This window comes from Providencia sp. PROV236 (assembly GCF_033676985.1).
GTDB classification, from domain to species: domain Bacteria; phylum Pseudomonadota; class Gammaproteobacteria; order Enterobacterales; family Enterobacteriaceae; genus Providencia; species Providencia manganoxydans.
Genome location: NZ_CP096297.1, coordinates 4,267,217 through 4,291,910, shown reverse-complemented (window position 1 = coordinate 4,291,910; position 24,694 = coordinate 4,267,217). Strand labels below are relative to the sequence as shown.

General features: G+C 44.2%; 25 protein-coding genes, 6 tRNA genes, 4 rRNA genes and 1 riboswitch. Of the genes, 33 read left to right on the top strand and 2 right to left on the bottom strand.

The window, feature by feature from the left end:
- Positions 1–77: 77 nt before the first annotated feature.
- Complete coding sequence (fabR, locus tag M1E96_RS20010; RefSeq protein WP_070927470.1) at positions 78–734, top strand: HTH-type transcriptional repressor FabR; 657 nt, start codon at positions 78–80, stop codon at positions 732–734.
- A gap of 15 nt (positions 735–749) precedes the next feature.
- Positions 750–1,139 (top strand): YijD family membrane protein, encoded by a 390-nt coding sequence (locus M1E96_RS20005; protein WP_140183100.1) that lies wholly within the window; start codon positions 750–752, stop codon positions 1,137–1,139.
- 131 nt (positions 1,140–1,270) lie between these two features.
- On the opposite strand, the gene trmA is transcribed toward M1E96_RS20005, so the two are convergent.
- Entirely contained in the window at positions 1,271–2,368 is a 1,098-nt protein-coding gene (trmA, locus tag M1E96_RS20000; RefSeq protein WP_369427294.1) for a tRNA (uridine(54)-C5)-methyltransferase TrmA, read from the bottom strand.
- Positions 2,369–2,577: 209 nt separating this feature from the next.
- A riboswitch (cobalamin riboswitch) is annotated at positions 2,578–2,700 on the top strand.
- Between the two features lie 76 nt (positions 2,701–2,776).
- On the opposite strand from trmA, the gene btuB reads away from it, so the two are divergent.
- The 10 genes from btuB to birA all read left to right on the top strand — a co-directional run bounded on the left by btuB (position 2,777) and on the right by birA (position 13,689).
- A complete protein-coding gene (gene btuB, locus M1E96_RS19995; protein WP_272580748.1) occupies positions 2,777–4,657 on the top strand; it encodes a TonB-dependent vitamin B12 receptor BtuB in 1,881 nt (626 codons plus the stop codon).
- Complete coding sequence (gene murI / locus M1E96_RS19990) at positions 4,602–5,468, top strand: glutamate racemase (protein WP_369097224.1); 867 nt, start codon at positions 4,602–4,604, stop codon at positions 5,466–5,468. The genes btuB and murI overlap by 56 nt, the downstream gene beginning before the upstream one ends.
- A gap of 554 nt (positions 5,469–6,022) precedes the next feature.
- Positions 6,023–7,562: ribosomal RNA gene (locus M1E96_RS19985) — 16S ribosomal RNA — on the top strand.
- Between the two features lie 85 nt (positions 7,563–7,647).
- A tRNA-Glu gene (locus tag M1E96_RS19980) sits at positions 7,648–7,723 on the top strand.
- A 356-nt stretch (positions 7,724–8,079) separates the two neighbouring features.
- Positions 8,080–10,983 (top strand): 23S ribosomal RNA (locus M1E96_RS19975).
- A gap of 139 nt (positions 10,984–11,122) precedes the next feature.
- Positions 11,123–11,238 (top strand): 5S ribosomal RNA (gene rrf / locus M1E96_RS19970).
- Positions 11,239–11,283: 45 nt separating this feature from the next.
- Positions 11,284–11,359, top strand: a tRNA-Thr gene (locus tag M1E96_RS19965).
- Between the two features lie 28 nt (positions 11,360–11,387).
- Positions 11,388–11,503 (top strand): 5S ribosomal RNA (gene rrf / locus M1E96_RS19960).
- Together the 16S, 23S and 5S rRNA genes with 2 tRNA genes alongside form the textbook arrangement of a ribosomal RNA operon.
- 180 nt (positions 11,504–11,683) lie before the next feature.
- The gene (murB, locus tag M1E96_RS19955) at positions 11,684–12,718 is read left to right on the top strand and encodes a UDP-N-acetylmuramate dehydrogenase (RefSeq protein WP_319069268.1); all 1,035 of its coding nucleotides are present in this window, start codon (positions 11,684–11,686) and stop codon (positions 12,716–12,718) included.
- A complete protein-coding gene (gene birA, locus M1E96_RS19950; RefSeq protein WP_070929312.1) occupies positions 12,715–13,689 on the top strand; it encodes a bifunctional biotin--[acetyl-CoA-carboxylase] ligase/biotin operon repressor BirA in 975 nt (324 codons plus the stop codon). The genes murB and birA overlap by 4 nt, the downstream gene beginning before the upstream one ends.
- Before the next feature lie 39 nt (positions 13,690–13,728).
- Here the strand turns inward: birA and coaA are convergent, their stop codons facing one another.
- Complete coding sequence (gene coaA / locus M1E96_RS19945; RefSeq protein WP_070929311.1) at positions 13,729–14,679, bottom strand: type I pantothenate kinase; 951 nt, start codon at positions 14,677–14,679, stop codon at positions 13,729–13,731.
- A gap of 438 nt (positions 14,680–15,117) precedes the next feature.
- Between coaA and M1E96_RS19940 the strand changes: the two genes are divergently transcribed.
- The 21 genes from M1E96_RS19940 (at position 15,118) to rplE (ending at position 24,687) form a co-directional block, all read left to right on the top strand.
- Positions 15,118–15,193: transfer RNA gene (locus tag M1E96_RS19940), tRNA-Thr, on the top strand.
- Between the two features lie 16 nt (positions 15,194–15,209).
- Positions 15,210–15,294, top strand: a tRNA-Tyr gene (locus M1E96_RS19935).
- A gap of 76 nt (positions 15,295–15,370) precedes the next feature.
- Positions 15,371–15,445, top strand: a tRNA-Gly gene (locus tag M1E96_RS19930).
- Positions 15,446–15,451: 6 nt separating this feature from the next.
- Positions 15,452–15,527 (top strand) — tRNA-Thr (locus M1E96_RS19925).
- 120 nt (positions 15,528–15,647) lie between these two features.
- Complete coding sequence (gene tuf, locus M1E96_RS19920) at positions 15,648–16,832, top strand: elongation factor Tu (protein ID WP_337979645.1); 1,185 nt, start codon at positions 15,648–15,650, stop codon at positions 16,830–16,832.
- A gap of 337 nt (positions 16,833–17,169) precedes the next feature.
- The gene (gene bfd / locus M1E96_RS19915; RefSeq protein ID WP_070928796.1) at positions 17,170–17,370 is read left to right on the top strand and encodes a bacterioferritin-associated ferredoxin; all 201 of its coding nucleotides are present in this window, start codon (positions 17,170–17,172) and stop codon (positions 17,368–17,370) included.
- A 113-nt stretch (positions 17,371–17,483) separates the two neighbouring features.
- A complete protein-coding gene (gene bfr, locus M1E96_RS19910) occupies positions 17,484–17,954 on the top strand; it encodes a bacterioferritin (protein WP_369427293.1) in 471 nt (156 codons plus the stop codon).
- 337 nt (positions 17,955–18,291) lie between these two features.
- Positions 18,292–18,603 (top strand): 30S ribosomal protein S10, encoded by a 312-nt coding sequence (gene rpsJ, locus M1E96_RS19905; RefSeq protein ID WP_001181005.1) that lies wholly within the window; start codon positions 18,292–18,294, stop codon positions 18,601–18,603.
- 32 nt (positions 18,604–18,635) lie between these two features.
- Positions 18,636–19,265, top strand: coding sequence for a 50S ribosomal protein L3 (rplC, locus tag M1E96_RS19900; protein WP_070928795.1), 630 nt, complete (start codon positions 18,636–18,638; stop codon positions 19,263–19,265).
- A 16-nt stretch (positions 19,266–19,281) separates the two neighbouring features.
- Complete coding sequence (gene rplD / locus M1E96_RS19895; protein ID WP_004926458.1) at positions 19,282–19,887, top strand: 50S ribosomal protein L4; 606 nt, start codon at positions 19,282–19,284, stop codon at positions 19,885–19,887.
- Complete coding sequence (gene rplW / locus M1E96_RS19890) at positions 19,884–20,186, top strand: 50S ribosomal protein L23 (RefSeq protein ID WP_004926456.1); 303 nt, start codon at positions 19,884–19,886, stop codon at positions 20,184–20,186. Before rplD ends, rplW begins: the two co-directional genes overlap by 4 nt.
- Positions 20,187–20,205: 19 nt before the next feature.
- Positions 20,206–21,030, top strand: coding sequence for a 50S ribosomal protein L2 (gene rplB, locus M1E96_RS19885; RefSeq protein ID WP_070928794.1), 825 nt, complete (start codon positions 20,206–20,208; stop codon positions 21,028–21,030).
- Between the two features lie 14 nt (positions 21,031–21,044).
- Positions 21,045–21,323: a 30S ribosomal protein S19 gene (gene rpsS, locus M1E96_RS19880; RefSeq protein WP_004265426.1), complete on the top strand. Its 279-nt coding sequence runs from the start codon at positions 21,045–21,047 to the stop codon at positions 21,321–21,323.
- Between the two features lie 15 nt (positions 21,324–21,338).
- Entirely contained in the window at positions 21,339–21,671 is a 333-nt protein-coding gene (gene rplV, locus M1E96_RS19875) for a 50S ribosomal protein L22 (protein ID WP_004265430.1), read from the top strand.
- Positions 21,672–21,688: 17 nt separating this feature from the next.
- Entirely contained in the window at positions 21,689–22,390 is a 702-nt protein-coding gene (gene rpsC, locus M1E96_RS19870) for a 30S ribosomal protein S3 (protein WP_004265433.1), read from the top strand.
- An 11-nt stretch (positions 22,391–22,401) separates the two neighbouring features.
- On the top strand, positions 22,402–22,812 hold the full coding sequence (rplP, locus tag M1E96_RS19865; protein WP_004926449.1) for a 50S ribosomal protein L16: 411 nt from the start codon (positions 22,402–22,404) through the stop codon (positions 22,810–22,812).
- Positions 22,812–23,003, top strand: a complete 192-nt coding sequence (gene rpmC, locus M1E96_RS19860; RefSeq protein ID WP_008913885.1) for a 50S ribosomal protein L29 — start codon at positions 22,812–22,814, stop codon at positions 23,001–23,003. Before rplP ends, rpmC begins: the two co-directional genes overlap by 1 nt.
- Positions 23,003–23,257, top strand: a complete 255-nt coding sequence (rpsQ, locus tag M1E96_RS19855; RefSeq protein ID WP_070928793.1) for a 30S ribosomal protein S17 — start codon at positions 23,003–23,005, stop codon at positions 23,255–23,257. The genes rpmC and rpsQ overlap by 1 nt, the downstream gene beginning before the upstream one ends.
- A gap of 177 nt (positions 23,258–23,434) precedes the next feature.
- Positions 23,435–23,806 (top strand): 50S ribosomal protein L14, encoded by a 372-nt coding sequence (gene rplN / locus M1E96_RS19850; protein WP_008913887.1) that lies wholly within the window; start codon positions 23,435–23,437, stop codon positions 23,804–23,806.
- A gap of 11 nt (positions 23,807–23,817) precedes the next feature.
- Complete coding sequence (gene rplX / locus M1E96_RS19845) at positions 23,818–24,132, top strand: 50S ribosomal protein L24 (RefSeq protein ID WP_070928792.1); 315 nt, start codon at positions 23,818–23,820, stop codon at positions 24,130–24,132.
- Between the two features lie 15 nt (positions 24,133–24,147).
- Positions 24,148–24,687 carry a 50S ribosomal protein L5 gene (gene rplE / locus M1E96_RS19840; protein ID WP_070928791.1) on the top strand — a complete coding sequence of 180 codons (540 nt, stop codon included), beginning with the start codon at positions 24,148–24,150 and terminating at the stop codon, positions 24,685–24,687.
- Positions 24,688–24,694: the final 7 nt, after the last annotated feature.

Sequence of the window (24,694 nt, the reverse complement as noted above, 5' to 3'; positions counted from 1 at the left end):
CACTGATCACGTAGCTGCACTTTGAATTATTTAGAGTGTATCAATGGCTGTTTAATGACATAGAAATCAGGATCACCGTGAGCAATATTATTGGCGTTAGAGCAAAACAGAAAGAAAAAACTCGTCGTTCGCTCATTGAAGCCGCATTTAGCCAATTAAGTGCAGAACGTAGTTTTACAAGCCTAAGCTTGCGTGAAGTTGCACGTGAGGCTGGTATCGCACCCACTTCATTTTATCGCCATTTCAAAGATGTTGATGAATTAGGGCTGACGATGGTTGATGAAAGTGGCTTGATGTTACGTCAACTCATGCGCCAAGCGCGTCAGCGCATTGCAAAAGGCGGTAGTGTGATCCGCACATCAATCTCGACTTTTATGGAGTTTATAGGTAATAACCCTAATGCGTTTAGGTTATTATTACGTGAACGCTCTGGAACCTCTGCTGAGTTTCGTGCAGCGGTGGCACGGGAAATCCAACACTTTATCGCAGAACTTGCCGATTACCTTGAACAAGAAAGCCGTATGCCACGACATTTTACTGAGCTACAAGCAGAATCCATGGTCACCATCGTTTTTAGCGCAGGTGCTGAAGCTCTAGATATCGATGAGGAAAAAAGGCAGCATCTGGAAGAACGGTTAGTGTTACAGCTACGTATGATCGCGAAAGGCGCATATTACTGGTACCGCCGTGAACAAGAAAAACAAAATCAAACTGACCCCGATCTCACTAAATAATATAAAGGAGAATCAATGACGGAACACAATCGCTATGAGAAAAGCACATTACTACTCGCACTAGTGGTTGGCTTATCGACTCACGGAACTTTCTCTGCTCTGTTTAACTCCTTAGTAGAGTTTTCTATATTTCCGATTATTACTTTAATATTAGCAGTTTATAGCCTACACCAGCGTTACTTACATCATGCAATGCCAATGGGGTTACCTAAATTTGTCGTGGGTAACTTCTTTTTAGGTTTATTTGCGTACGCTGCGATCCTGCGCGTGCAGCACCCAGAAGTGGGTTCTAACTTTATTCCTGCAACCATTATTGTTGCACTAGCTTTGTGGTTATATACAAGCTGGAAAACACGCAAAAAAGAACAGCAGGAACTGGCTGCTGAAAATGAAGCTGAAGTTTAATTTGGTTAAAAAATTAGCTTAATAGAAAACGCCGTAATGTAAAACATTGCGGCGTTTGTGTATCTATACTCGTTATATTTCACATGACTACCTTACGACAGCTTGAATTTTTTAGAGTATAAATTAAACAATTAACGGCGAGTCAGTAAAACACCGCTTTCCATATGATGGGTGTAAGGAAATTGATCAAACAACGCTAGCTTTTTCACTACATGGGTTTCATTTAAAACGACTAAATTGTCGCACAAGGTTTCTGGGTTGCAGGAAATATAGAGGATATTGTCATATTCTTGTACTAATTTGACCGTTTTGTCATCTAAACCACTGCGCGGAGGATCAACAAAAATTGTATTACATTGGTAATCGCTAAGATTGATACCGTCAAGTCGTTTGAATTCACGTACACCGCGCATGGCTTGGGTAAAATCTTCAGCTGACATTCGGATAATTTGTACATTATTAATGTGGTTAGCTGCGATATTGTATTGCGCTGCTGTGACAGAAGGCTTGGCAATTTCAGTGGCAAGTACCCGTTCAAAGTTTTGCGCTAACGCTAATGAAAAATTACCATTACCACAATAAAGCTCTAGTAGATCACCCGTCGAATTTTTTGTCGCAGCAATAGCCCACTCTAGCATCTTAACGTTCACTTGTGCATTCGGTTGAGTAAAACTATTTTCTACTTGGCGATAAATCATATTGCGACCGTTTATTGTCAAACACTCATCAACATAATCATTATCTAACATAATTTTTGTTTTTGATGCACGGCCGATAAGCTGAAGATCGAAACCTTCATTAGTGAGTTTTTCTTTTAATTGCTTAGCTGCTTCAATCCATTCATCGCCTAATTTCTTATGATATAGCAAAGAAACGATAAGTTTATTGCTTAGTGTTGAAAGGTAATCAATCTGAAATAATTTATGGCGTAGCAGCTCATTTTCTTTTATTAGTGGCAAGATTTTTGCCATAACATGATTAATGAGCTGACTTGCGACAGGAAATTGATCAATTCGAATGCGCTCTTTTGTTTCTTTATCAAACATGATGTGAAACAGGTCATCACCGTCATGCCACACTCGAAACTCTGCACGCATTCGGTAATGGGATTTTGGCGATGAAAAAATTTCAGGTTCAGGTGCGTTAAAAGGAGCCATCATAGCCTTTAAACGATCAGTTTTTTCTGCGAGTTGCTGCTCGTAGTTTTCAATATGTAAGGAGTTTGACATGTTTGGCTCCATATACTCGTTATACTTCAAGTTGCAGGGTTGTTGACTACGCTACGCTCGCCGAGTCATAGAGTTTATCTATGCTCCTGGTCTATCTTCACTTGTCGCCTACCTGCACCTCGAATTATTTAGAGTATAAAATAGTAAAATTCAGATCAGGAGCGAAATTGTAGGGAATGCGCTGCAGATGTCCAGTTTTCATTATCCATCCGTAGACACCAATTGCGATTCCTCATAGGATAATATGTAGAGTGAACAGGGAATTTGGTGTGAGTCCAAAACTGACGCGCAACGGTAAAAGTCCGATACCTGTCCACAACCTTTACCTCGCTTTGTTGAATATTTGCGCGGATCTTATATTCAGCCTCGCGGAATTTTAATTTAATTGATTTTCCGGGTGTTATCATAATGAATAATAATAAGTTGCTGCCGTTTTCGGTTGCTGCTGTGGCAGTGTTGTGTGGTATTTCTTCTCTGGCAAATGCAAAAAATCAATCTGACGAAATGGTGGTGACAGCTAACCGTTTTGAACAACCAATTTCATCGATATTAGCGCCTGTAACTGTAGTCACACGTGAAGAAATTGATCATTGGCAATCTAATACCGTGGTCGATGTATTGAAACGACTACCCGGTGTTGATATCTCACAAAGTGGTGGTATGGGACAACAAAGTTCTTTATTTATCAGGGGAACAGAATCCCGCCATGTTTTGGTTTTAATTGATGGTGTACGGTTAAACCAAGCAGGAATATCTGGGTCATCTGATCTTAGCCAAATTCCTATCTCATTAGTCCAAAAAATTGAATATATTCGCGGTGCGAGATCTGCCGTTTATGGTTCAGATGCTGTTGGTGGTGTGGTGAATATTATTACTCGCCGTGATAATGATGGAACAACATTGAATGCTGGAGCCGGTTCATATGGTTATCAAAATTATAACGGTTCAACTCAACAGAAAATTGGCGACAATACAACTGTAACCGCAGCGGGTGCTTATACCCACACAACAGGGTTTGATGTAGAAGCTAGAGGGATGACTGGCATGCATCCACAGCCTGATAAAGATGGTTTTCTTAATAAAACATTATGGTTAGGAGTGGAGCATCAGTTTTCATCTGAGGTATTAGCTTACGCGCGTGCTTATGGTTACGATAATAGAGCAAACTATGATAGTTATGACGATGGGGTATCACTTGTTGATACGCGTAAGCTTTATAGCCGTACCTATGAAACCGGCGTAAAATATCAACAGGGCAATTACTCCAGCTCTTTAATGGGAAACTATAGTCGGGTGAAAGACTATAATTATGACCCGCGTCATGGACAATATAGTCAATTTTCCAGCTTAGATGAATCCCAGCAATATAATTTGCAATGGGGTAATAGCTATCGCTTAGATAAAGGAAATATTAGTGGTGGTGTTGATTATCAATATCAAAATATTGAACCAGGCACTGCTATGGCGAATAAAAAAGAATCGGTAAAGACAACAGGGTTATATTTAACCGGCCAATATGCTCCAATTAACTCTGTTACAGCTGAAGCAGCGGTACGCGCAGACCATCATTCTGAATTTGATTGGCACACGACATGGCAATCAGGACTCAGCTGGGAATTTTATGATGGATATAAAATTATTGGTTCTTATGCCACAGCGTATAAAGCACCTAATCTAGGGCAGTTGTATGCGAACTCCTCCTCGGAATGGGGAACGACACTTGGTAATCCAAATCTTAAACCAGAAAAAAGCCAACAATGGGAAATGGGTTTAGAAGGCGTAACGGGCCCACTATTATGGCAATTCAATGCTTATCATAATGATATTGATAATCTAATTACATATAAATATGGTTACCCAATTTCTACCTACGAAAATATAGATAAAGCGAAAATCAAAGGAATTGAATGGATTGGGGAAATAGAAACGGGCATTTTCCAACATCAGTTAACTTACCAATATATTGACCCTAGAAATAAAGATACGGATCAAGTTTTGCTAAGAAGAGCAAAGCAGCAAGTAAAATATCAGCTTGATTGGACTATGTATCAGATGAATATGGGAATTACTTATCAATATGTGGGACAGCGTTATGATGTTGATGCATTAGGAAATCGTTTAAAAGTAGGCGGATATAGCGTTTGGGATATCACAGCTGCATATCCGATCACTTCACATCTCACAATTCGTGGTAAAATAGCTAACATGTTCGATAAAGACTATGAGACCGCGTATGGTTATCGCACCGCTGGAAGAGAATATTTCCTTACTGGAAGCTACAACTTCTAATCACAATCTATCTATTCGCCCGACCATTCTTGTGTTCGACTCAGGAGTGGGCGGGTTATCTGTTTACCGTGAAGTTAAAAAATTACTTCCTAATGCTCACTATATATATGTATTCGATAATGAAGCATTTCCTTATGGTGAAAAAAGTGAAGAGTTTATTATCGACAGGGTGTATCAGATTGTAGATGCCGTGGCAAAGAAACATGCTTTGACGATCACCATCATTGCTTGTAATACGGCGAGTACGGTCGGTTTACCAAACTTAAGAGCACATTTTACCTTTCCAATTGTGGGGGTAGTGCCAGCGATTAAGCCTGCAACTAAGTTAACCCGAAATGGTGTCGTAGGGCTGTTGGCAACAAAAGGCACGGTGAATCGTGAGTATACAAAAGAGTTAATAGCGCGATTTGCAACGGATTGTAAGGTAATTTCACTTGGTTCATCAGATCTTGTACAACTAGCAGAAAGAAAACTCCATGGTGAAAAAATACCATTAACTGAAGTTGCAAATGCAGTGAAACCATGGCTAAGAATGCCGGAACCACCTGATACCGTAATTTTAGGGTGCACTCATTTCCCATTACTTGTTGAAGAACTTGAACAGGTGTTAGCGAGTGGGACAAGATTTATTGATTCAGGGGCTGCAATTGCAAGGCGTACAGTTTGGTTGATCAGCAATCAAGCAGACGAGACAACTTCAAGTGAAGAAAAAGACTTTGCATATTGCTTATTAATGAACGATGAAGCGCAAGCATTACAGCCAGTATTAGCTGGTGAAGGGTTTGATTCGCTGGAAAAACTAGCGATTTAACTCAAATTTGATGGAATGCTGAGCAAACAGAAAAAAAATGCAAAAAAGGGGTTGCGTGATTTTCCTGACTCCCTATAATGCGCCTCCACTGACCGACGATGAGCCGACACGAAATGTGATGGCAAGCCCAAGGGATAACCTAAAAAGCATCACGAAGGCAGCGAGAGATTCTGAAAAGAATAAGCGAAAAAAAAGCTTGACTCTCGATGAGGAAAGCGTATTATACGCCACCTCGCGACAACGACCTAAACGGTTAATATCGAAAGATAAAGTCGCAACGCTCTTTAACAATTTATCAGACAATCTGTGTGGGCACTCACAAGACACTATCAAAAAATATTTGATTTTAAAGTCTTGAAGAGTGACTAACACGTTAATTCATATATATGAAATAAGGTAGTAACGCTTATTTTGGAAGGATAACGCGAAAGCAAGCAGCGATGAGCCGAGACAGTACTTAGGTACGGCGAGGTGAGGCGATGTGCAGCTGACAAAGTTAGCCGAACAAAAGAACGTTACGGTCAGTAAGACATTCTTTGAGCATCAAACACTTTTAATTGAAGAGTTTGATCATGGCTCAGATTGAACGCTGGCGGCAGGCCTAACACATGCAAGTCGAGCGGTAACAGGAGAAGCTTGCTTCTCGCTGACGAGCGGCGGACGGGTGAGTAATGTATGGGGATCTGCCCGATAGAGGGGGATAACTACTGGAAACGGTGGCTAATACCGCATAATCTCTTAGGAGCAAAGCAGGGGAACTTCGGTCCTTGCGCTATCGGATGAACCCATATGGGATTAGCTAGTAGGTGGGGTAATGGCTCACCTAGGCGACGATCCCTAGCTGGTCTGAGAGGATGATCAGCCACACTGGGACTGAGACACGGCCCAGACTCCTACGGGAGGCAGCAGTGGGGAATATTGCACAATGGGCGCAAGCCTGATGCAGCCATGCCGCGTGTATGAAGAAGGCCCTAGGGTTGTAAAGTACTTTCAGTCGGGAGGAAGGCGTTGATGCTAATATCATCAACGATTGACGTTACCGACAGAAGAAGCACCGGCTAACTCCGTGCCAGCAGCCGCGGTAATACGGAGGGTGCAAGCGTTAATCGGAATTACTGGGCGTAAAGCGCACGCAGGCGGTTGATTAAGTTAGATGTGAAATCCCCGGGCTTAACCTGGGAATGGCATCTAAGACTGGTCAGCTAGAGTCTTGTAGAGGGGGGTAGAATTCCATGTGTAGCGGTGAAATGCGTAGAGATGTGGAGGAATACCGGTGGCGAAGGCGGCCCCCTGGACAAAGACTGACGCTCAGGTGCGAAAGCGTGGGGAGCAAACAGGATTAGATACCCTGGTAGTCCACGCTGTAAACGATGTCGATTTGGAGGTTGTGCCCTTGAGGCGTGGCTTCCGGAGCTAACGCGTTAAATCGACCGCCTGGGGAGTACGGCCGCAAGGTTAAAACTCAAATGAATTGACGGGGGCCCGCACAAGCGGTGGAGCATGTGGTTTAATTCGATGCAACGCGAAGAACCTTACCTACTCTTGACATCCAGAGAACTTAGCAGAGATGCTTTGGTGCCTTCGGGAACTCTGAGACAGGTGCTGCATGGCTGTCGTCAGCTCGTGTTGTGAAATGTTGGGTTAAGTCCCGCAACGAGCGCAACCCTTATCCTTTGTTGCCAGCGATTCGGTCGGGAACTCAAAGGAGACTGCCGGTGATAAACCGGAGGAAGGTGGGGATGACGTCAAGTCATCATGGCCCTTACGAGTAGGGCTACACACGTGCTACAATGGCGTATACAAAGAGAAGCGACCTCGCGAGAGCAAGCGGAACTCATAAAGTACGTCGTAGTCCGGATTGGAGTCTGCAACTCGACTCCATGAAGTCGGAATCGCTAGTAATCGTAGATCAGAATGCTACGGTGAATACGTTCCCGGGCCTTGTACACACCGCCCGTCACACCATGGGAGTGGGTTGCAAAAGAAGTAGGTAGCTTAACCTTCGGGAGGGCGCTTACCACTTTGTGATTCATGACTGGGGTGAAGTCGTAACAAGGTAACCGTAGGGGAACCTGCGGTTGGATCACCTCCTTACCATTGAAGTGTTTTTGTGAAGTGTTCACACAGATTGTCTGATAGAAAGTAGAGCAGCAAGCGCGTCTGCGAAGCAGAGACTGATGTCCCCTTCGTCTAGAGGCCTAGGACACCGCCCTTTCACGGCGGTAACAGGGGTTCGAATCCCCTAGGGGACGCCAATGCGCCGGTCATCGAGTGAAAGGCGATACCCCAATAATGATTAAGCCCATTACAGTGTAGTGGGTTTAACAATTATGCTCTTTAACAATCTGGAACAAGCTGAAAATTGAAAACAACGCACATTGTTTATCGCTTAAACAATGTGAGAGTCTCTCAAAAATCTCAACGTGAAGGTTTTCTTCAAAACGAACCGCGAGTGGCATGAGCGAGCAGTGTGAAATTCAAGGCGGACAGCGCACAGCTAGCGCAGCGTACATAGGTACGTGAGCATAGCGAGCACTGCCCAACGCAGAAGTTCACCACGCACAGCCATGACGCCTAAGTTCGTCTGAAACGAAACACTTTCGGGTTGTGAGGTTAAGCGACTAAGCGTACACGGTGGATGCCTAGGCAATCAGAGGCGATGAAGGACGTGCTAATCTGCGATAAGCGTCGGTAAGGTGATATGAACCGTTATACCCGACGATTTCCGAATGGGGAAACCCAGTGCAATCCGTTGCACTATCGTTTGATGAATACATAGTCAAACGAAGCGAACCGGGGGAACTGAAACATCTCAGTACCCCGAGGAAAAGAAATCAACCGAGATTCCCCTAGTAGCGGCGAGCGAACGGGGAGCAGCCCAGAGTCTTAATCAGCATCAGCATCAGGAGAACGGTCTGGAAAGTCCGGCAGTAAAGGGTGATAGCCCCGTATCCGAAGGTGTTGGTGTTGTGAACTCGACGAGTAGGGCGGGACACGTGTTATCCTGTCTGAATATGGGGGGACCATCCTCCAAGGCTAAATACTCCTGATTGACCGATAGTGAACCAGTACCGTGAGGGAAAGGCGAAAAGAACCCCGGCGAGGGGAGTGAAATAGAACCTGAAACCGTGTACGTACAAGCAGTGGGAGCACCTTCGGGTGTGACTGCGTACCTTTTGTATAATGGGTCAGCGACTTATATTCTGTAGCAAGGTTAACCGTATAGGGGAGCCGTAGGGAAACCGAGTCTTAACTGGGCGAATGAGTTGCAGGGTATAGACCCGAAACCCGGTGATCTAGCCATGGGCAGGTTGAAGGTTGGGTAACACTAACTGGAGGACCGAACCGACTAATGTTGAAAAATTAGCGGATGACTTGTGGCTGGGGGTGAAAGGCCAATCAAACCGGGAGATAGCTGGTTCTCCCCGAAAGCTATTTAGGTAGCGCCTCGTGAACTCATCTTCGGGGGTAGAGCACTGTTTCGACTAGGGGGTCATCCCGACTTACCAACTCGATGCAAACTACGAATACCGAAGAATGTTATCACGGGAGACACACGGCGGGTGCTAACGTTCGTCGTGAAGAGGGAAACAACCCAGACCGCCAGCTAAGGTCCCAAAGTCATGGTTAAGTGGGAAACGAAGTGGGAAGGCTCAGACAGCCAGGATGTTGGCTTAGAAGCAGCCATCATTTAAAGAAAGCGTAATAGCTCACTGGTCGAGTCGGCCTGCGCGGAAGATGTAACGGGGCTAAACCATGCACCGAAGCTGCGGCAGCGACATTTAGATGTTGTTGGGTAGGGGAGCGTTCTGTAAGCCTGCGAAGGTGTACTGTGAGGTATGCTGGAGGTATCAGAAGTGCGAATGCTGACATAAGTAACGATAATGCGGGTGAAAAACCCGCACGCCGGAAGACCAAGGGTTCCTGTCCAACGTTAATCGGGGCAGGGTGAGTCGACCCCTAAGGCGAGGCAGAAATGCGTAGTCGATGGGAAACAGGTTAATATTCCTGTACTGGTGATAATTGCGATGGGGGGACGGAGAAGGCTAGGCTATCCGGGCGACGGTTGTCCCGGTTTAAGGATGTAGGCAGGTGAATTAGGCAAATCCGGTTCACTAATGCTGAGGTCTGATGACGAGTCACTACGGTGATGAAGTAGCTCATGCCCCGCTTCCAGGAAAAGCCTCTAAGCTCTAGATTATCATTAATCGTACCCCAAACCGACACAGGTGGTCAGGTAGAGAATACTCAGGCGCTTGAGAGAACTCGGGTGAAGGAACTAGGCAAAATGGTGCCGTAACTTCGGGAGAAGGCACGCTGGCGCTAGGTGAAGTGGTTTACCCATGGAGCTGAAGCCAGTCGCAGATACCAGCTGGCTGCAACTGTTTATTAAAAACACAGCACTGTGCAAACACGAAAGTGGACGTATACGGTGTGACGCCTGCCCGGTGCTGGAAGGTTAATTGATGGGGTTATCCGTAAGGAGAAGCTCTTGATCGAAGCCCCAGTAAACGGCGGCCGTAACTATAACGGTCCTAAGGTAGCGAAATTCCTTGTCGGGTAAGTTCCGACCTGCACGAATGGCGTAATGATGGCCAGGCTGTCTCCACCCGAGACTCAGTGAAATTGAACTCGCTGTGAAGATGCAGTGTACCCGCGGCAAGACGGAAAGACCCCGTGAACCTTTACTATAGCTTGACACTGAACATTGAGCCTTGATGTGTAGGATAGGTGGGAGGCTTTGAAGTGTGGACGCCAGTCTGCATGGAGCCAACCTTGAAATACCACCCTTTAATGTTTGATGTTCTAACGTTGCCCCGTGATCCGGGGTGCGGACAGTGTCTGGTGGGTAGTTTGACTGGGGCGGTCTCCTCCCAAAGAGTAACGGAGGAGCACGAAGGTTGGCTAAGCATGGTCGGACATCATGCGGTTAGTGCAAAGGCATAAGCCAGCTTGACTGCGAGAGTGACGGCTCGAGCAGGTACGAAAGTAGGTCTTAGTGATCCGGTGGTTCTGAATGGAAGGGCCATCGCTCAACGGATAAAAGGTACTCCGGGGATAACAGGCTGATACCGCCCAAGAGTTCATATCGACGGCGGTGTTTGGCACCTCGATGTCGGCTCATCACATCCTGGGGCTGAAGTAGGTCCCAAGGGTATGGCTGTTCGCCATTTAAAGTGGTACGCGAGCTGGGTTTAGAACGTCGTGAGACAGTTCGGTCCCTATCTGCCGTGGGCGTTGGAAGATTGAAAGGGGCTGCTCCTAGTACGAGAGGACCGGAGTGGACGCACCACTGGTGTTCGGGTTGTCATGCCAATGGCATTGCCCGGTAGCTAAGTGCGGAAGAGATAACCGCTGAAAGCATCTAAGCGGGAAACTTGCCTTGAGATGAGTCTTCCCTGACTCTTTAAGGGTCCTAAAGGAACGTTTAAGACTAAGACGTTGATAGGCTGGGTGTGTAAGCGTAGCGATACGTTGAGCTAACCAGTACTAATGAACCGTGAGGCTTAACCTGACAACACCGAAGGTGTTTTAGAGAGATTGAGTTGTTTTTGAGTAGTGAGAAGCCGAAAGGTGAGGGACACACAGCTTGTTTGAGATTGAGGTTCTGGTTTGCGTTGAGATAACTGCAAACGGGAACGAAACAGAATTTGTCTGGCGGCAATAGCGCGGTGGTCCCACCTGACCCCATGCCGAACTCAGCAGTGAAACGCCGTAGCGCCGATGGTAGTGTGGGGTCTCCCCATGTGAGAGTAGGGAACTGCCAGACATTAATTTTAAAGGTTGTGTCAGTACTGACTGACCGCACCATATTGCTGATATGGCTCAGTTGGTAGAGCACACCCTTGGTAAGGGTGAGGTCCCCAGTTCGAATCTGGGTATCAGCACCAGAAATTATCGGCATTTAAAAAGAATTTACCTAGCGGCAATAGCGCGGTGGTCCCACCTGACCCCATGCCGAACTCAGCAGTGAAACGCCGTAGCGCCGATGGTAGTGTGGGGTCTCCCCATGTGAGAGTAGGGAACTGCTAGGTTTCAAATATAAAAAGCCACCTTAGGGTGGCTTTTTGCTATCTAGCTTTTATAAAGCACATCATTACATACGTTTCATACCTTCCATGCAATCTTCTACTGTAACTCTATTATTTAATGATTCTCTTCAATCAGCCTGTTAGACTTATCTAATCTTTATTTGTTATGTGCTGAAGGCAACAATGAACTCATCCCTTGAATTAAAACAATTTAATAGCTTTGCGCTGGAAGCAAAAGCAAAGTCAATTTATCTTGCAGGATCGGCAGAGCTTATTTATCAGCTATGGTGTGATGCAAGAAAACAGCAATTACCAGTTTTAATTCTTGGCGGTGGAAGCAACGTTCTCTTTATTGATGATTTTGATGGTGTAGTCATTCTTAATAGAATAATGGGGGTGACGACCACTGAGCAGGCTGATTTTTGGCATGTATATGCAGGCGCTGGAGAAAATTGGCATCAATTAATAGAATCTTTACTAAATCAGGGGATCTATGGTGCCGAAAATCTGGCGTTAATACCTGGGTGTGTGGGTTCTGCTCCGATTCAAAATATAGGGGCTTATGGCATAGAGCTCAAAGATCTTTGTGAGTATGTGGATACCCTTGATTTAACGACTGGAAAGCCATCAAGACTCTTGGCAGAAGAATGCCGCTTTGGCTATCGGGATAGTATCTTTAAGCATGAATATCAACACACACACGTTATTGTGGGAGTTGGTTTAAAATTACCTAAGCAATGGTCTCCTAAGCTTACATATGGGGATTTGGCATTGTTAGACCCACAAACGGTAACGCCACAGCAAGTTTTTAATTCAGTATGTAATACGCGTAAAATGAAATTACCGGATCCTTCTGTTACAGGTAATGCAGGTAGTTTTTTTAAAAATCCGATTATTTCGGCTGATAAAGCAGAACAATTGAGGCAACAATATCCGTCATGCCCACAATATTTACAGGATGATGGTTCCATTAAAGTTGCGGCTGGCTGGTTAATTGATCAATGCGGTTTAAAAGGCTACGAATTAGGTGGTGCGGCAGTACATACTAAGCAAGCACTTGTACTGATTAACAAAGGTCATGCTACCGGATGGGATATCGTCAATTTAGCTAAATATGTTAGTCAAAGGGTTTATAAGCGCTTTGGTATTATGCTTGAGCCAGAAGTTAGATTTATTGGAAAATATGGTGAAATTAACCCAATGGACTGTATTTTATGAAAGAAACCAGTATTCCTCTACAGTTGATAGATATTCTGTCCGATGCTCAAATTCATTCAGGGCAACAGCTGGGTGATATTTTAGGGATGACCCGAGCAGGCATTAATAAACATATTAAAACACTGCGTTCTTGGGGGCTTGATATACAGACTATTTCCGGAAAAGGTTATAAGCTTCCCTACTCTATCAACCTTCTGAATGCTCAAGCCATTATGCAGCATACTCAAGGTAGTAATATTATCGTTGAGCCGGTTATTGATTCAACCAATCAGTATATGTTGGAAAGGATACCTAGCTTAAAATCTGGCGATGCATGTTTAGCTGAGTACCAAAGTGCGGGAAGAGGGCGACGTGGTCGTCAGTGGATTTCTCCTTTTGGTTGTAATTTATATTTATCAATGTATTGGAAGTTAGATCAAGGTCCCGCAGCCGCTGTAGGACTTAGCTTAGTGGTTGGTATTATCATTGCTGAAACATTGAATAAAATAAGCAAATCAAAAGTTAAAGTTAAATGGCCTAATGATCTTTATTTAAATGATAAAAAATTAGCAGGTATTCTTGTTGAGCTAACTGGTAAGACAGGCGATGCAGCCCATATTATTATCGGAATTGGCATTAATATTGGGATGGGTAAAAATAATATAAATAAAGATAAAGAAATTAATCAAGAGTGGTCATCACTTGCTGATGAAGTTGATTATATTGAGAGGAATGAGTTATCTGCAAATATTATAAATGCACTAAAAGATGCTTTAGTATTATTTGAAAAGGAAGGTTTGTTGCCATTTCTATCTCGTTGGTTTGAATTAGATAATTTCTTGGGGCGAGATGTTAAGCTATTGATTGGAGAGAAGATTATAACTGGTATTGAAATGGGGATTAATCAGCAAGGTGCTTTATTATTACGCCAAAATAATGGGGAGGTAATCCCTTATATAGGTGGTGAAATATCATTACGCTCTAATGAATAATAATTAAATATATGCCGGATAATTACCGGCATATAAAATTTACTTTCTTATTCTAACACTCTGAATAGAATGATTATCGCCCTTTGTCATTATTAAGCTAGCGCGCTCTTTGGTTGGCAAAATATTTTCTTCTAAGTTTAATCCATTAATTTCATCCCAAATAGAACTTGCTATATTAATAGCTTCCTCTTCGCTCAATTTAGAGTAGTTATGGAAGTAAGAATCAGGATCTGAGAAAGCACCTTGTCGGAATTTCAAAAAGCGGCCAACATACCACTGTTTTAATAGCTCAGGAGCGGCATCGACATAGATAGAGAAATCTACAAAGTCGGAGACAAACACGTGGTGAGGGTCATGTGGATAATCCATATCGCTTTGTAGGACATTGAGGCCTTCTAAGATGAGTATATCCGGCTGATCAATAACTTGCTGCTGATCTGGTACAATGTCATAAGTGAGATGCGAATAAACAGGGGCGACGACATTACGGGCACCCGATTTAATTTGAGAAACAAAATTGACTAGTTTCCTCATATCATATGATTGAGGAAAACCTTTTTTCTTCATGATGTCGCGATCTTTTAACACTTGATTTGGATATAAGAAACCATCTGTTGTAATCAAATCAACTTTTCTATGTTCTGGCCAACGAGTTAATAGCGCTTGTAATAAACGTGCTGTTGTACTTTTACCAACGGCAACGCTGCCAGCAATACCAATAATGTAAGGTACCTTTGCTCCATTTGTCCCTAAAAATTGTTCAAGGACAGCTTGGCGCCGTAAATTGGAGCTAATATAAAAATTGAGTAAACGCGATAATGGTAGATAAATTTCAATAACATCTTCCATCGAGAGCTCTTCATTAATACCTTTTAACTCTAGAAGCTCACTAGAAGTTAGTGTCAAAGGGACTGAATCTCGCAATGTTGCCCAATGTTCTCTATCAAACTCTAAATATGGTGTAGTAATAAAATTCTCTGTCTGTTTCATAAACCAACATCTGCCTATTCTATGCAGGTTGGACAGGTTGCCTAAACACCCGTATCCGTAAAATTAAGTTGCATCATAGCGAGTGAAAGATAGTTGGCGTAGAACTTTTTATGTTTTATGTGAATTTTTTTTGACGAAGGCAGTAAAAACGGCATTGATTGTTGAAAAAAACAACAGTGGACAATCAATAGTTTTGAACCTTATAGTCACTTTTGGACTTAATAAACAATGAAGATTATTTTTTAGCAGCGAGAGAACACTTTACGGACTAAATAATAATGGATTATAGTTGCGGTCTGCTGTAGATGTTTTAATCTGAATATAGCGAAAAAAACAGCAAAATCACAAAAAACGAATAAAATGTGAGCAAGTAAACAAAAAATTAAATTTTTTTGTTGCAAGTCTCGCTCACTCTTCCTAGAATGCGCAGCACTTGATGCCGGCATAGCTCAGTTGGTAGAGCAACTGACTTGTAATCAGTAGGTCCCGAGTTCGACTCTTGGTGCCGGCACCAATTAACAATTTGGATAGGTGGGATACCCAAGCGGCCAAAGGGAGCAGACTGTAAATCTGCCGTCATCGACTTCGAAGGTTCGAATCCTTCTCCCACCACCATCTCCTGAAGGGTCTTATAATAAGATTTATTCAGGTAACAGTTTAACAGCTGATAACTCAGGTAGCCGAGTTCATTGCGGGCATCGTATAATGGCTATTACCTCAGCCTTCCAAGCTGATGATGCGGGTTCGATTCCCGCTGCCCGCTCCAAGATGTGCTGATATAGCTCAGTTGGTAGAGCACACCCTTGGTAAGGGTGAGGTCGGCAGTTCGAATCTGCCTATCAGCACCACTCCTCATATGTTCTCATTCATCTCCCTGATTTGTCTCCTGTAAAAAACAAGCAAATAAATTTTAACTGCTTGGTTGATGTGGTGTAACCACCGATTCCGTGTCTTAGAGGGACAATCTAATGTCTAAAGAAAAATTTGAACGTTCAAAACCGCACGTTAACGTTGGTACAATCGGCCACGTTGACCACGGTAAAACTACCCTGACAGCAGCAATCACTACTGTTCTGGCAAAAACTTACGGCGGTAGCGCTCGTGCATTCGATCAAATCGATAACGCACCAGAAGAAAAAGCGCGTGGTATCACCATTTCTACTTCTCACGTAGAATACGATACTCCTACTCGTCACTACGCACACGTAGACTGCCCAGGACACGCCGACTATGTTAAAAACATGATCACTGGTGCTGCTCAGATGGACGGTGCAATCCTAGTTGTTGCTGCGACTGATGGTCCTATGCCACAAACTCGTGAGCACATCCTGTTAGGTCGTCAGGTTGGTGTTCCTTACATCATCGTTTTCCTGAACAAATGTGACATGGTAGACGACGAAGAGCTGCTGGAACTGGTAGAAATGGAAGTTCGTGAGCTTCTGTCTCAGTACGATTTCCCAGGCGATGACACTCCAGTTATCCGTGGTTCAGCTCTGAAAGCGCTGGAAGGCAACCCAGAGTGGGAAGCGAAAATTGTTGAATTAGCAGAAGCACTGGATAGCTACATCCCAGAGCCAGAGCGTGCAATTGACAAGCCATTCCTGCTGCCAATCGAAGACGTATTTTCAATCTCAGGTCGTGGTACAGTAGTAACAGGCCGTGTTGAGCGTGGTATCATCAAAGTTGGTGAAGAAGTTGAAATCGTTGGTATCCAAGCAACGGCTAAAACAACTTGTACTGGCGTTGAAATGTTCCGTAAATTGCTGGACGAAGGTCGTGCGGGTGAGAACGTAGGTGTTCTGCTGCGTGGTACTAAGCGTGAAGAAATTCAACGTGGTCAAGTACTGGCAAAACCAGGTTCAATCAAGCCACACACTCAGTTCGAGTCAGAAGTTTATATCCTGAGCAAAGATGAAGGTGGTCGTCATACTCCATTCTTCAAAGGTTACCGTCCACAGTTCTACTTCCGTACAACTGACGTAACCGGTACTATCGAACTGCCAGAAGGCGTAGAGATGGTAATGCCAGGTGATAACATCAACATGATCGTTACCCTGATCCACCCAATCGCGATGGATGACGGTTTGCGTTTCGCAATCCGTGAAGGTGGCCGTACAGTAGGTGCGGGTGTTGTTGCAAAAATTATTGCATAATCACAACCCACTTTAGTGAAAAGGGCATCTATAAGATGCCCTTTTGTATTTCACGCTTTGAACAACCAATAAGTACATCAATCACCATCTTATTCAACATCATCGAGTTTTATCGAATTGACTGAATAACGATTTTTCAAGCCATAATCAAAAGCAACAGCGCCGATAACACTTCTAAGTCAACGTATAATACGCCTTTATTTACTGTGGACATCAACCTTTAATGAAAGATGTTTACTGCTTAGTAAAAAGCTAATGTAAATTAATAGTAACGATAATTGAAATGGTAATCATTTTTATTTAAACTTCCTGTATGTGATTTATACAGGTAGCTATTATGTATGTATGTCTCTGTGAAGCAGTCACCGATAAACAAATTAGGAATGCTGCTCGTAAGTACCAAGTGACATCACTGAAAGGGTTGCGTCAGATCCTCCCAGTAGGTCGTGAATGTGGTAAATGTATTCGGCAAACGCGTGAAATTTTAGATGAAGAGTTGGCATTACTTGAAGATCTTTGTATTGCAGATGTAGCATAATCGAAATAATAATTATTTAACTTATTCATTAATAAGTAACTTTCATTCTAAATCTTATGGATAAAATTACTCATATATCAAATTTCAGTACTACACTTTAAATACTGGAAGCGATGGAGAGTAAAAAAATGATAGCCCACCTAAATAAGTTGTTGGGCAATGAATTAGTTGCAATCAATCAATATTTTTTGCATGCACGTATGTTCAAAAATTGGGGGCTTACTCGTCTTAATGAAGTCGAATACCATGAATCAATTGATGAAATGAAGCATGCTGATAAATATATCGAACGTATCCTTTTCCTTGAAGGCCTGCCTAACTTACAAGATCTGGGTAAACTAAATATTGGTGAAGATGTCGAAGAAATGCTCGCTTCAGATCTTAAGCTGGAGCTTGATGGTGCTAAAAACCTGAAAGATGCGATTAGCTACGCAGACTCAATTCATGATTACGTAAGTCGCGATTTAATGATTGAAATCTTAGCTGATGAAGAGAACCACATTGATTGGATAGAAACTCAGCTAGATTTAATCAAGCGTATGGGTATTCAAAATTATACTCAAGCGCAAATTATTGAAGAGTAAAACGTGTTGATGGAATAAAATAGTGATGCCTTACCCTCTTAGTGGGTGAGGCATTTTTACTTTAGAGCCCGTAAAGTAAAAAAATCAGAAAAGTTTGCACATATTTTCCTCGATTACTTGCGTTTCACATTCAGTTGCGTATAATGCGCGAGCTTACTGATTAGTAAGCCCTAGATTTTAGGACTTAAAGATCAGTATTGAGTCAACGATTTGTTGCTCATTTAGACAATACTCCCGATTTGGGGGTTACATAAAGAACGATTACACTCCCCCATCAATCGAAATGGGTGCGAGGAGTAATCATTTACGTTTATAAAATAGTTGGAGCTCTGGTCTCATGCAGAACCAAAGAATCCGTATCCGCCTGAAAGCTTTTGATCATCGTTTAATCGATCAATCAACTGCGGAAATCGTAGAGACTGCTAAGCGCACTGGTGCGCAGGTACGTGGTCCTATCCCGCTGCCGACACGTAAAGAGCGTTTTACCGTTCTGATTTCTCCGCACGTTAACAAAGATGCGCGTGATCAGTACGAAATTCGCACTCACAAACGTCTGGTTGACATCGTTGAGCCAACCGAGAAAACCGTTGATGCTCTGATGCGTCTGGACCTGGCTGCCGGCGTTGACGTGCAGATCAGCCTGGGTTAATCAGGTCGTCGAACGATTGAGAGGTTGAAACAATGATTGGTTTAGTCGGTAAGAAAGTGGGAATGACTCGTATCTTCACTGAAGATGGCGTTTCTATCCCTGTAACTGTTATCGAAATCGAAAATAACCGCGTTACTCAGGTTAAAACTGCAGAAACTGACGGTTACAATGCAATTCAGGTGACTACTGGTAGCAAAAAAGCGAACCGTGTATCTAAGCCTGAAGCAGGTCATTTCGCTAAAGCTGGCGTTGAAGCTGGCCGTATTCTACGTGAATTCCGTACTGAAGAAGGTACTGAGTTTAACGTAGGTCAAAGTATTAGCGTTGAAATTTTCGCTGACGTTAAAAAAGTCGACGTTACTGGTACATCTAAAGGTAAAGGTTTTGCCGGCACAGTTAAGCGCTGGAATTTCCGTACTCAAGATGCTACTCACGGTAACTCCTTGTCACACCGTGTTCCGGGTTCTATCGGTCAAAACCAGACTCCGGGCAAAGTGTTCAAAGGCAAGAAAATGGCAGGCCAACTAGGTAATGAGCGCGTAACCGTTCAAAGCTTAGATGTAGTACGTGTTGACGCTGAGCGCAACCTGCTGCTGGTCAAAGGTGCTGTTCCAGGAGCAACTGGTAGCAACCTGATCGTAAAACCGGCTGTCAAGGCTTAACGTCGAGGAGATAGGAATGGAATTGGTAATGAAAGACGCGCAAAGCGCGCTGACTGTTTCCGAAACTACCTTCGGGCGTGATTTCAATGAAGCGCTTGTTCACCAAGTAGTTGTTGCGTATGCAGCTGGTGCTCGTCAAGGTACTCGTGCTCAGAAAACTCGTGCTGAAGTTTCTGGTTCAGGTAAAAAACCATGGCGTCAAAAAGGCACAGGCCGCGCACGTTCTGGTTCTATCAAGAGCCCAATTTGGCGCTCTGGTGGTGTTAGCTTTGCTGCTAAACCACAGGACCACAGTCAAAAAGTTAATAAGAAGATGTACCGTGGTGCTCTGAAAAGCATCCTATCTGAACTGGTACGTCAAGATCGTCTGATCGTTGTCGAGAAGTTCTCTGTTGAAGCACCTAAAACTAAGTTGCTAGCACAGAAACTGAAAGATATGGCTCTGGAAGATGTGCTGATCATCACTGCTGAATTAGATGAAAATCTGTTCTTAGCAGCGCGTAACCTGTACAAGGTTGACGTTCGTGATGCAGCGGGTATCGACCCAGTTAGCTTAATCGCCTTCGACAAAGTGGTTATGACTGCTGATGCTGTGAAGCAAGTTGAGGAGATGCTGGCATGATCCGTGAAGAACGTCTGCTAAAAGTACTGCGCGCGCCGCACGTATCTGAAAAAGCTTCTACAGCGATGGAAAAAAGCAATACCATCGTTCTCAAAGTTGCGAAAGACGCGACTAAAGCAGAAATCAAAGCTGCTGTGCAGAAACTGTTTGAAGTCGAAGTTGAAGGTGTTAACACTTTGCTGGTTAAAGGCAAAACTAAACGCCACGGTCAGCGTTTCGGTCGTCGTAGCGACTGGAAAAAAGCTTACGTTACGCTGAAAGAAGGCCAGAATCTGGACTTCATTGGCGGCGCAGAGTAAGTCGGAGGAGTAAAGAACAATGGCAATTGTTAAATGTAAACCTACGTCTCCGGGCCGTCGCCACGTAGTTAAAGTGGTTAACCCTGAGCTGCATAAGGGCAAACCTTATGCTCCGCTGTTAGAAAAAAACAGCAAATCCGGTGGTCGTAACAACAATGGCCGTATCACCACTCGTCACATTGGTGGTGGCCATAAGCAACATTACCGTCTGGTTGATTTTAAACGCAACAAAGATGGTATTCCTGCTGTTGTTGAACGTTTGGAATATGATCCAAACCGTTCTGCGAACATTGCACTGGTTCTATATAAAGACGGTGAACGTCGTTATATTCTTGCACCAAAAGGCCTGAAAGCTGGCGACCAGATCCAATCTGGTGTTGATTCAGCAATCAAAGCGGGTAACGCACTGCCTATGCGCAACATCCCTGTTGGTTCTACAGTTCATAATATCGAACTGAAACCAGGTAAAGGTGGTCAGTTAGCGCGTTCAGCAGGTACTTACGCTCAGATCGTTGCTCGTGATGGTGCTTATGTCACCCTGCGTCTGCGTTCTGGTGAAATGCGTAAAGTTTTGGCTGATTGCCGTGCAACTTTAGGTGAAGTTGGTAACGCTGAGCATATGTTACGTGTTCTGGGTAAAGCTGGTGCTAGCCGCTGGCGTGGTATTCGTCCTACCGTTCGTGGTACGGCGATGAACCCAGTTGATCACCCACATGGTGGTGGTGAAGGTCGTAACTTTGGTAAACACCCTGTAACACCATGGGGCGTGCAAACCAAAGGTAAGAAAACTCGTAGCAACAAGCGTACTGATCAATTCATCGTACGTCATCGTTCTAAAAAATAATTAGAGGATAAGCCATGCCACGTTCTCTCAAGAAAGGTCCTTTTATTGACCTGCACTTGCTGAAGAAGGTAGAGAAAGCGGTGGAAAGCGGAGACAAGAAGCCTCTCAAGACTTGGTCCCGTCGTTCAACGATCTTTCCTAATATGATCGGATTGACCATCGCTGTCCATAATGGTCGTCAGCATGTTCCAGTTTTTGTTACCGACGAAATGGTTGGTCATAAGCTGGGTGAATTCGCACCGACTCGCACTTATCGCGGCCACGCGGCAGATAAGAAAGCTAAGAAACGTTAAGGATAGGAGGAAGAGATGGAAACTTTAGCTATGCATCGCCACGCTCGTTCTTCTGCCCAGAAGGTTCGCTTAGTTGCCGACCTGATTCGCGGTAAGAAAGTGTCGCAAGCTCTGGAAATTCTGACCTATACCAACAAGAAAGCTGCTGGTTTAGTGAAGAAAGTACTTGAATCTGCAATTGCTAACGCAGAGCAAAACGATGGCGCTGACATTGATGACCTGAAAGTTGCGAAGATTTTCGTTGACGAAGGTCCAACCATGAAACGCATCATGCCGCGTGCGAAAGGCCGTGCAGATCGTATTCTTAAGCGCACCAGCCACATTACTGTGGTTGTGTCCGATCGCTGAGACTCTGGAGACTAGCAATGGGTCAGAAAGTACATCCTAATGGTATTCGCCTGGGTATTGTCAAACCTTGGAACTCTACTTGGTACGCGAATACTAATGAATTCGCTGACAACCTAGACAGCGATTATAAAGTACGCCAGTACTTGAATAAAGAATTGGCAAAAGCGTCAATTTCACGCATCGTTATCGAGCGTCCTGCAAAAAGCATCCGTGTGACTATTCACACTGCTCGCCCAGGTATCGTTATCGGTAAGAAAGGTGAAGACGTAGAAAAACTGCGTAAAACAGTAGCGGATATCGCTGGTGTTCCTGCGCAAATCAATATCGCCGAAGTTCGTAAACCAGAACTAGACGCTAAATTGGTTGCTGACAGCATCTCTTCACAGCTGGAACGTCGTGTTATGTTCCGTCGTGCTATGAAGCGTGCAGTACAGAACGCAATGCGTCTGGGCGCTAAAGGTATTAAAGTTGAAGTCAGTGGCCGTTTAGGCGGTGCTGAAATCGCTCGTACCGAGTGGTATCGTGAAGGCCGTGTGCCACTGCACACATTACGTGCTGACATCGATTATAACACTTCAGAAGCGCACACCACTTACGGTGTTCTCGGCGTTAAGGTATGGATCTTCAAAGGTGAGATTCTGGGTGGTATGGCTGCTGTTGAACAAGCTGAGAAACCAGCTGCTCAACCTAAAAAGCAGCAGCGTAAAGGCCGCAAGTAAGGAGCGTCGCTATGTTACAACCAAAGCGTACAAAATTCCGTAAGGTGCACAAAGGCCGCAACCGTGGTCTGGCGCAAGGTACGGATGTTAGCTTCGGCACTTTCGGTCTTAAAGCTGTTGGCCGTGGTCGTCTGACTGCACGTCAGATCGAAGCGGCTCGTCGTGCTATGACCCGTGCTGTTAAGCGTCAAGGTAAAATCTGGATCCGTGTGTTCCCAGACAAGCCAATCACTGAAAAGCCACTCGAAGTTCGTATGGGTAAAGGTAAAGGTAACGTAGAGTATTGGGTTGCCTTGATCCAGCCTGGTAAAGTCCTATATGAAATGGACGGTGTGCCTGAAGAGCTGGCTCGTGAAGCATTCTCTCTGGCAGCAGCGAAACTGCCTATCAAAACCACCTTTGTAACTAAGACGGTGATGTAATGAAAGCACAAGAGCTGCGCGAAAAAAGCGTTGAAGAGCTGAACTCTGAACTGCTAAACCTGTTACGTGAGCAATTTAATCTTCGTATGCAGGCGGCAAGTGGTCAGCTACAACAGTCTCATCTGTTGAAACAAGTGCGTCGCGATATCGCACGTGTGAAGACTTTACTGACTGAGAAGGCAGGTGCGTAATGAGCGATAAAATCCGTACTCTGCAAGGTCGTGTAGTTAGCGATAAAATGGAGAAATCTATTGTTGTTGCTATCGAGCGTATGGTGAAACACCCTCTGTATGGTAAATTCATCCGTCGTACGACTAAATTGCACGTACATGACGAGAACAATGAATGTGGAATCGGTGACGTGGTAGAAATCCGCCAAACTCGTCCACTGTCTAAGACTAAGTCTTGGGCCTTAGTTCGCGTTATTGAAAAAGCTGTTCTGTAATCGAATAGTCTTTTACAATGAATAAACGGCTCTTTTTTTACTGAGCCGTTTATTTTTTTCTGTCCATAACGAAGATGTGGTGTTATAATGCCGCGCCCTCGTATTATGGGGTATATTGAACGGTCTCTTCAATAATGAAGTGGCTCAGTAGTAGTTGACATTTAGCGGAGCACTAAAATGATCCAAGAACAGACTATGCTGAACGTGGCCGACAACTCCGGTGCACGTCGCGTAATGTGTATCAAGGTTCTAGGTGGCTCGCACCGTCGCTACGCAGGCGTCGGCGACATCATTAAAATTACTGTTAAAGAAGCAATTCCACGCGGTAAAGTGAAAAAAGGTGATGTCCTGAAGGCGGTAGTGGTGCGCACCAAGAAGGGTGTACGTCGCCCGGACGGTTCTGTCATTCGCTTCGATAGTAATGCATGCGTTATTCTAAACAATAACAGCGAGCAGGTAGTCGGTACGCGTATTTTTGGGCCGGTAACTCGTGAACTTCGTAATGAGAAGTTTATGAAAATTATCTCACTGGCACCTGAAGTACTCTAAGGAGCGGAACTATGGCAGCGAAAATCCGTCGTGATGACGAAGTTATCGTGCTAACTGGTAAAGATAAAGGTAAGCGCGGTAAAGTAAAGCAGGTTATTTCTTCTAGTAAAGTTATCGTTGAAGGTATCAATCTGGTTAAAAAACATCAGAAGCCTGTCCCGGCTCTGAACCAACCAGGTGGCATCGTTGAAAAAGAAACTGCTATTCAAGTTTCTAACGTTGCAATCTTTAACGCGGCAACTGGTAAGGCTGACCGTGTAGGCTTTAGATTCGAAGACGGCAAAAAAGTCCGTTTCTTCAAATCTAACAGTGAAACTATCAAGTAATTTTTGGAGTATACGATGGCGAAACTGCATGATTACTACAAAGACGAAGTAACTAAACAACTGATGACTCAGTTTGGTTACAATTCTGTCATGCAAGTCCCTCGGGTCGAGAAGATCACCCTGAATATGGGTGTTGGTGAAGCTATTGCTGACAAAAAACTGCTGGATAACGCAGCAGCTGACCTGGCAGCAATCTCTGGTCAAAAACCATTGATCACCAAAGCACGCAAATCTGTTGCAGGCTTCAAAATCCGTCAGGGCTATCCAATCGGCTGTAAAGTGACCCTGCGTGGCGAACGCATGTGGGAGTTCCTTGAGCGTCTGATTTCTATTGCTGTACCACGTATTCGTGACTTCCGTGGCTTGTCCGCTAAGTCATTTGATGGTCGCGGTAACTACAGCATGGGTGTACGTGAACAAATCATCTTCCCTGAAATCGATTACGATAAAGTGGATCGTGTACGTGGTTTAGATATTACTATCACCACTACTGCGAAATCAGATGACGAAGGTCGCGCACTGTTAGCAGCGTTCAACTTCCCGTTCCGCAAGTAAGGCAGGG